This is a genomic window from Acinetobacter sp. ACNIH3 (genome assembly GCF_002918965.1).
Taxonomy (GTDB): domain Bacteria; phylum Pseudomonadota; class Gammaproteobacteria; order Pseudomonadales; family Moraxellaceae; genus Acinetobacter; species Acinetobacter schindleri.
Genome location: NZ_PQLP01000144.1, coordinates 1 through 844, shown reverse-complemented (window position 1 = coordinate 844; position 844 = coordinate 1). Strand labels below are relative to the sequence as shown.

At 38.7% G+C, this 844-nt stretch carries 1 protein-coding gene; it reads left to right on the top strand.

Features of this window, described 5'->3' with window-relative positions; all coding sequences use genetic code 11:
• Nucleotides 1-80: 80 nt before the first annotated feature.
• A protein-coding gene (locus C3420_RS17125; RefSeq protein ID WP_228152991.1) for an IS5 family transposase occupies nt 81-832 on the top strand; the annotation gives its coding sequence in 2 pieces (ribosomal slippage) (nt 81-315 and nt 315-832; 753 coding nt in all).
• Nucleotides 833-844 lie beyond the last annotated feature (12 nt).

Below are 844 nucleotides of genomic sequence, written 5' to 3'. Positions count from 1 at the left end.
CTAGGGCGTGTCCTCATTTGAAGAATTGGTTTTAAATACTTAAAATCCTCCTTTGAGTTATTTTTATTTCTATATTTTCAATGGCACGTACTCTTCTTACCGATGATATCTGGCAGCAAATTCAAGATACTATGCGATTACATGGTTGCTACCGTTCAAAGAATAGTAGAAATATCATGGAAGCGATCTTATGGAAACTGCGTACAGGCGCCACATGGCGTGATATTCCTCAAGAATTTTGTCCTTGGCAAACTGCTTATAATCGTTTTAATCGTTGGGCAAGCAAGGGATTGTGGAATAAATTTTTTTTAGATTACGAGGCGTCTTGGATCAAGAATGGGTATTCATTGACGGAAGCTACATACGCGTGCATCAACATGCAAGTGGAGCTCGGAATGGTTTCGAAAGAGCAATTGGACAATCACGTGGTGGACGAACAACAAAAATACATCTTGCAACCGACGCGAATGGATTACCGATTGATTTTAAAATCACTGGGGGTGGCGTCCACGACAGTCAAGTTGCAAAACAACTGATTGATACTGTAGGCGAGGCAACTTATCTCATTGCTGATAAGGGGTATGATGCTGAGCACATTAGAATATATGCCCAGAACAAGGATATGATTCCCATCATTCCAATGAGATCAAATAGTAAAAGATCGAATAAGGAGTTTGATAAATATCTATATAAATTAAGACATTTAGTTGAAAATGCATTTTCGAGATTAAAACATTTCCGAGCGATTGCAACCCGATTTGATAAGCTTGCACGAAATTACCAGTCTATGATTTACATTGCTTGCATGTTTATTTGGTGTAAAGCCAAATGAGGACACGCCCTA